Source organism: Streptomyces sp. ISL-12, assembly GCF_018614415.1.
Taxonomy (GTDB): domain Bacteria; phylum Actinomycetota; class Actinomycetes; order Streptomycetales; family Streptomycetaceae; genus Streptomyces.
Genome location: NZ_JAGGOO010000059.1, coordinates 97863 through 104390, shown reverse-complemented (window position 1 = coordinate 104390; position 6528 = coordinate 97863). Strand labels below are relative to the sequence as shown.

6 protein-coding genes are annotated in these 6528 nt (G+C 75.8%); 5 read left to right on the top strand and 1 reads right to left on the bottom strand.

The features are described 5' to 3' along the window. From J7I94_RS16815 to J7I94_RS16795, 5 genes are all read left to right on the top strand, one after another. The coding region (locus tag J7I94_RS16815) for an ADP-ribosylglycohydrolase family protein (protein WP_215167922.1) at window positions 1-917 on the top strand (917 nt) is incomplete at its 5' end. Next, window positions 914-2077, top strand: coding sequence for an ADP-ribosylglycohydrolase family protein (locus tag J7I94_RS16810; RefSeq protein ID WP_215167921.1), 1164 nt, complete (start codon window positions 914-916; stop codon window positions 2075-2077). The genes J7I94_RS16815 and J7I94_RS16810, both read left to right, overlap by 4 nt. Next, the gene (locus tag J7I94_RS16805; protein WP_215167920.1) at window positions 2065-3426 is read left to right on the top strand and encodes an ADP-ribosylglycohydrolase family protein; all 1362 of its coding nucleotides are present in this window, start codon (window positions 2065-2067) and stop codon (window positions 3424-3426) included. The genes J7I94_RS16810 and J7I94_RS16805 overlap by 13 nt, the downstream gene beginning before the upstream one ends. Further along, window positions 3423-4613: a CaiB/BaiF CoA-transferase family protein gene (locus J7I94_RS16800; protein WP_215167919.1), complete on the top strand. Its 1191-nt coding sequence runs from the start codon at window positions 3423-3425 to the stop codon at window positions 4611-4613. The genes J7I94_RS16805 and J7I94_RS16800 overlap by 4 nt, the downstream gene beginning before the upstream one ends. Continuing rightward, window positions 4610-5434: a CoA ester lyase gene (locus tag J7I94_RS16795; protein ID WP_215167918.1), complete on the top strand. Its 825-nt coding sequence runs from the start codon at window positions 4610-4612 to the stop codon at window positions 5432-5434. Before J7I94_RS16800 ends, J7I94_RS16795 begins: the two co-directional genes overlap by 4 nt. Window positions 5435-5503: 69 nt before the next feature. Here the strand turns inward: J7I94_RS16795 and lgt are convergent, their stop codons facing one another. Then, window positions 5504-6496: a prolipoprotein diacylglyceryl transferase gene (lgt, locus tag J7I94_RS16790; RefSeq protein ID WP_215167917.1), complete on the bottom strand. Its 993-nt coding sequence runs from the start codon at window positions 6494-6496 to the stop codon at window positions 5504-5506. Window positions 6497-6528: the final 32 nt, after the last annotated feature.

Below are 6528 nucleotides of genomic sequence, written 5' to 3'. Positions count from 1 at the left end.
CCGACGACGCCGAGTGGGCGGCGTTCGCCGCCGAGGCGGTCCTGCGGGCCGGGGACGCCGGCGCCCTCGGCGACCTGAGCCGGGAGCGCCGTATCCGCACCGCCATCGATCTGACCTGGAGCGCGGTCGCCGCCGAGGTCGCCGCGGCGGCGGACCGCGCCCCCGAGGTGGAGTCGGCGGTGCTGCCGCTGCGCGCCCGTATCTCCGTGCGGGCCGGCCTCGGCAACCTGGCCGCCGGGCTGCGGCCGCCCGCCACCGGGCACGACAACCCGCACTACTTCGACGACGCCGCCTGCGTACGGGCCTGTGTCCTCGCCGTCGCCCACCCCGGCGAACCCTGGCTCGCGGCCGGTCTCGCCGAGTTCGACGCCCGCTACACCCAGGACGGCGACGGCGTGCACGGCGCGCGGGCGATGGCTGCGGCGGTGGCGTGCGCCCTCGCCGGCGCCGACGTACGGGCGTGCGTGGCGGCGGCGCTCGCCGAGCTGCCCGAGGAGACGGAGATCGGCCGCAACGCCCGCCAGGCCCTGGCCCTCGCCGGGGCCGCCGACAGCACGTTCGCCCTGGTCCCCCTCCTGGAGCACCAGATCGTCGACCACGTCTACAGCTACGGCATCGCCGCCGCCGAGACGGTCCCGGTCGCCCTCGCCCTGGCCACCGCCGCCGACGGCCGGATCGCCCGGGCGGTGCCGGCGGCGGCCTGTCTGTCCCGGGTCGCGGACTCCGCCCCGGCCCTGGTGGGCGCCCTGACCGGGGCCATCGGCGGCGGTACGGCGATCCCCGCGGCCTGGCGGGACACCTGCCGCACCCTCCCCGGCTGCGTGCTGCCCCGCCTCACCGGCACGGACCTGGTGGAACTCGCCGGACGCCTGGAAGCGGCGCGCCCGGCCCGACCGGAAGGACCCGACGGGACATGACACCCGAAGCAGAAGACGCCCTCGCGGAACGGATCGCCGGCGCCCTCGTCGGCGCGGCCGTCGGCGACGCGCTCGGCGGCCCCGTCGAGGGCTGGTCCCCCGAGCAGATCACCGAGCGGCACGGCGGACGCGTCCACGGCGTCGTCGGCCCCTGGCACGGCGACGCCTGGCGCACCGCCCGCCCCCTCGCCCCGTACCACAAGGGCGACGGGCACGTCACCGACGACACCCTGATGACCCACGCCCTGATCAGGGTCTACGTCACCGTCCGCGACCACCTCGACGCCCACGCGGTCGCCGAGCACCTGGTCCCGGACCTGATGACGAACCCGCGCTGGATCCCGGAACTGGAGGCCGAGGCGCTCCCCCTCCAGCGGATCTTCCTGGCGGAGAAGTGGCTCGTCGCCCGGCTGCACTACGGCCACGTCGACCCGCGCGAGGCCGGCGTCGGCAACATCGTCAACTGCGGTGCGGCGATGTACATGGCCCCGGTCGGCCTGGTCAACGCGGCCCACCCGGCGGGCGCCTACGCCGAGGCCCTCGACATCGCGGGCGCGCACCAGTCGTCGTACGGCCGGGAGGCGGCCGGGGTCTTCGCCGCGGCGGTCGCGGCGGCCTGTGCGCCCGGCGCCACCCCGGCCTCGGTGGTGGACGCCTGTCTGACCCTGGCCAAGGACGGCACCCGCGAGGCGATCGGCAAGGTCTGCGAAGTCGCCGCCGGGTACACGGACTTCGAGTCGGCCCTCGCCCCGCTGCGCGCGGCGGTCGCCCCGTACGACACCGTCGGCCCCGACTACCGCTCCCCCTCCCTCGGCGCCCGCCGCCCCTCCCGGCTGCACGCGATCGAGGAACTCCCCGTCGCCCTGGGCATGCTGCTGGTCGCCGGCGGCGACTACCGCCACGCGGTGCTCGGCTCGGTCAACTACGGCCGCGACTGCGACTCGATCGCCACCATGGCCGGCGCGCTCGCCGGGGCGCTGGGCTCCGCCGTACCGGAGGAGTGGGCGAAGACGGTCGCGGAGGCCAGCCGGCTGGACCTGTGGGAGCCGGCCGCCGCGCTCACCGGGGTCACCCGGGAGGTCTTCGCGCGGGACGTGGACCGCCGCCGCGCCCACGAGCGGGCGTTCGCCGGGATCGGGGGGCCGCGGTGCTCCGGCTGACCTGGGTCCAGCCCGAGGACCTGATCGGGCACGAACTGCGCCAGGCCGCCCAGGACGGCCGGGACGCCTCGGCGGTCGCCGGGCGCTGGCGGGCGGCGGGCGGCTGCGAGGCCCCGGCCCGGGCGGGCGCCTCCCCCGAGCCCGCCTCCCGCTATCTGCGGCTGCTCGCGGAGGACCTGCTGGACGAACTGGCCGCGCTGCCCGTCCCCTCGGCCGACGCGGAACCGACGGACCTGGCGGACATCAAGGCCCGCTGCCCCCACTGGCCCGCCCCCGCCGGACGGGCCGGCGTGGACCCCGCCCGCCTGGAGGCCGCCTGGCTCGGCCGGGCCGTCGGCTGCCTGCTCGGCAAACCCGTGGAGAAGCTCCCCCTGGACGCCATCCGCCGCCTCGCCCGCGCCACCGGGAACTGGCCGCTGGCCGCGTACTTCACCGCCCGCGGCGTCCCCGACGACCTCGCCGCCGCGCACCCCTGGAACCGCCGCTCGGCCGCCACCTCCCTCGCCGAGAACATCGACGGCATGCCCGAGGACGACGACCTCGACTACCCGCTCCTCAACCTCCTGTTGATCCGGCGTCACGGCCGCGGCTTCTCCACCGCCGACGTGGCCCGCGTCTGGCTCGACGAACTCCCCGCGGGCCGCGCCTTCACCGCCGAACGCGTCGCCTACCGCAACCTCCTCACCGGCCTCGAACCGCCGCACACCGCCCGCCACCGCAACCCCTTCCGGGAGTGGATCGGCGCCCTGATCCGCGCCGACCTGCACGGCTGGACCAACCCCGGCGACCCGGCCGCCGCCGCCGAGCAGGCGCACCGCGACGCGGTCCTCACGCACACCGCCAACGGCGTCTACGCGGCCATGTTCGCGGCGGCCGTGATCGCCACCGCCGCCGCCGGCACCCACGACGTGCACGCCTGCCTCGCCGCCGGCCTGACCGTCGTACCGCCCGGCTCCCGGCTGGCGACGGCCGTCCGCGAAGCCGTCGAACTGGCCGCCTCGCACGGCGACTTCGACACCGTGGTGGACCGGCTCCACGCCCGTCACGGCACCACGTACCACTGGGTGCACGCCGTCCCCAACACCGCCCTGATCGCCGCCGCCCTCACCCACGCCGACGGCGACTTCGCCGGCTCGGTCTGCCGGGCCGTCTCCGGCGGCTGGGACACCGACTCCAACGGGGCCACGGCGGGCAGCGTCGCCGCCCTCCTCGCCGGGGACCCCGCCGCCCTCCCCCACCACTTCACCGCCCCGCTCAAGAACCGCCTCGCCAGCTCCGTCGCGGACTTCGACGGCACCGGCTTCGACGCCCTCGCCCACCTCACCCACCGGGAGGCCACCCGCCCATGACCCCCGCCCCGCTCACCGGTCTGCGCGTCCTGGACCTCGCCACCCTCTTCGCCGGACCGCTCGCCGCCACGATGCTCGGCGACTTCGGCGCCGACGTCGTCAAGGTCGAACACCCCACCCGGCCCGACCCCTCCCGGGGCCACGGCCCGTCCAAGGACGGCATCGGCCTGTGGTGGAAACTCCTCGGGCGCAACAAACGCGCCATCACCCTCGACCTGTCCACACCCGGCGGCCGGGACACCCTGCTCCGCCTCGCCGCCGGCGCCGACGTCGTCATCGAGAACTTCCGCCCCGGCACCCTGGAGCGCTGGGACCTCGGCTGGGAGGAACTCTCCGAGGTCAACCCCCGCCTGATCCTCACCCGCGTCACCGGCTTCGGCCAGTTCGGCCCGTACGCGCACCGGCCCGGCTTCGGCACCCTCGCCGAGGCGATGAGCGGCTTCGCCGCGACCACCGGCGAGCCGGACGGGCCACCGACCCTGCCGCCGTTCGGCCTCGCCGACTCCATCGCCGCGCTGGCCACGGCGTACGCGGTGATGACCGCGCTCGCCGCCCGCGAGCGCACCGGCGAGGGACAGGTCGTCGACCTGGCGATCATCGAACCGATCCTGACCGTGCTCGGCCCGCAGCCGCTCTGGTACGACCAGCTCGGCCACGTCCAGCCGCGCACCGGCAACCGCTCCGCGAACAACGCCCCGCGCAACACCTACCGCACTGCCGACGGCACCTGGGTCGCCGTCTCCACCTCCGCCCAGTCGGTCGCCGAGCGGGTGATGCGCCTGGTGGGCCGCCCGGAGCTGATCGAGGAGCCCTGGTTCGCGACCGGCGCCGACCGGGCCCGGCACGCCGACGTCCTGGACACGGCGGTCGGCGACTGGATCGCCCGCCGCCCCCGCGACGAGGTCCTCGCCGCCTTCGAGGCCGCCGAGGCGGCGATCGCCCCGGTCCAGGACGTACGGGACGTGATGGCCGACCCCCAGTACCAGGCACTGGACACCGTCACCACGGTCGACGACCCCGAGCTGGGCCCGCTGCGGATGCAGAACGTCCTCTTCCGGCTCTCCGCCACACCGGGCGCCATCCGCTGGGCGGGCCGTCCGCACGGCGCGGACACCGAGGAGGTCCTCAGCGAGCTGGGCCTGACCCCGGGCGACCTGAAGCTCCTGCGCGAGGCGGGCGCCGTATGACCACCCCCGCCTCGCCCCCGCTGACCTGGCTGTACGCCCCCGGGGACCGGCCGCACGTCGTCGCCAAGGCGCTGTCCTGCGGGGCCGACGTGGTGATCGTGGACCTGGAGGACGCGGTCGCCCCGGACCGCAAGGAGTACGCCCGCGCCGCCACCGCCGAGCTGCTCACCGCGCGGCAGCCGGTGCCGGTGCACGTGCGCGTCAACGCCCTGGACGGCCCGTGGGCCGCCGCCGACCTGGCGGCCCTGGCCGGACTGCCCGGCCTGTCCGGGCTGCGGCTGCCCAAGGTGACCGCGTCCGAGCAGGCCGTCCGGGTGGCGGAGCGGACCGCCGGGGTGCCGCTGTACCCGCTGCTGGAATCGGCGCTGGGGGTGGAACGGGCGTTCGCGGTCGCCGCCGCGCATCCCGCCGTGCGCGGCATCGCCCTCGGCGAGGCCGACCTCCGCGCCGACCTGGGCGTACGGGACGACACCGGCCTCGACTTCTGCCGCTCCCGGGTGGTCGTCGCCGCCCGGGCTGCGGGACTGGCCCCGCCCTGCCAGTCCGTCCACCCCGACGTCCGTGACCTGGAGGGGCTCGCCGCCTCCTGCGCCCACGGCCGGGCCCTGGGTTTCCTGGGCCGCGCCGCCGTCCACCCCCGGCAGCTGCCGGTCATCGAGCGGGCGTACCTGCCCGGCGCGGCGGAGCTGGACGCGGCGGAGGCGGTGCTGAAGGCGGCGGCGGTGGAGCAGGGTGCGCAGGCGCTGCCGGACGGGCGGTTCGTCGACGCGGCGGTGGTCGCTGCGGCCCGGCGGACGCTGGCACTGTCACGGCGGACCTGAACGGACGGCGAGGGCGCCCGGGACAGGGCCCCGGGCGCCCTCGTCGGCGTATCGGCGTACGACCGCCGGTCAGCTCTTCTTCGCGGAACCGGCCCCGTCCGTCACGTCCTGCGGAACGGCGTCGTCCTTCTCTTCCTGCTCGGCCTCGGTGCCCTCTTCGCCCTTGTCGTCCTTGTCGTCCTTGTCGGCCTGGTCCTCGCCCGGGGCGTCGTCGACGGCCTTCGCGCCGTCCCCGTCGTCATCGGCGGCGCCCGGCTCGACCACCGGCTCGCGGCCCGGCCGCTTCTTCGCCGACACCACGATGTACACGACCGCCAGCAGGAACACGAACAGCGCGGTCCAGTTGTTCAGCCGGAGGCCCAGGATGTGGTGGGCGTCGTCGACGCGCATGTACTCGATCCAGAACCGGCCCGCGCAGTACGCGGCGACGTACAGCGCGAACGCCCGTCCGTGCCCGAGCTTGAAGCGGCGGTCGGCCCAGATGACGAGCACCGCGACGCCGACGCACCACAGGGACTCGTACAGGAACGTCGGGTGGTAGTAGCCGGGGATCCGGCCGTCCGCCGTGGACGTGATGTGCAGCGCCCAGGGGAGGTCGGTCTCCCGCCCGTACAGCTCCTGGTTGAACCAGTTGCCCCAGCGGCCGATGGCCTGCGCCAGGACGATGCCGGGGGCGACGGCGTCGGCGTAGGCGGGCATCGGGATGCCCCGGCGGCGGCAGCCGATCCAGGCTCCCAGCGCGCCCAGCGCGATCGCGCCCCAGATGCCGAGGCCGCCCTCCCAGATCTTGAAGGCGTCCACCCAGTTCCGGCCCTCGCTGAAGTACAGCTCGTAGTCGGTGATCACGTGGTAGAGCCGGCCGCCGACGAGGCCGAAGGGGACGGCCCAGACCGCGATGTCGGCCACCGTCCCGGACTGTCCGCCGCGGGCGACCCAGCGCTTGTTGCCGAGCCAGACGGCGACGAAGACGCCGATGATGATGCAGAACGCGTAGCCGCGCAGCGGAATCGGGCCGAGGTGCAGGACCCCGCGCGACGGGCTGGGAATGAAGGCAAGTTCCATGACAGGCCCGACGCTACCGTGCCGGACCGGGC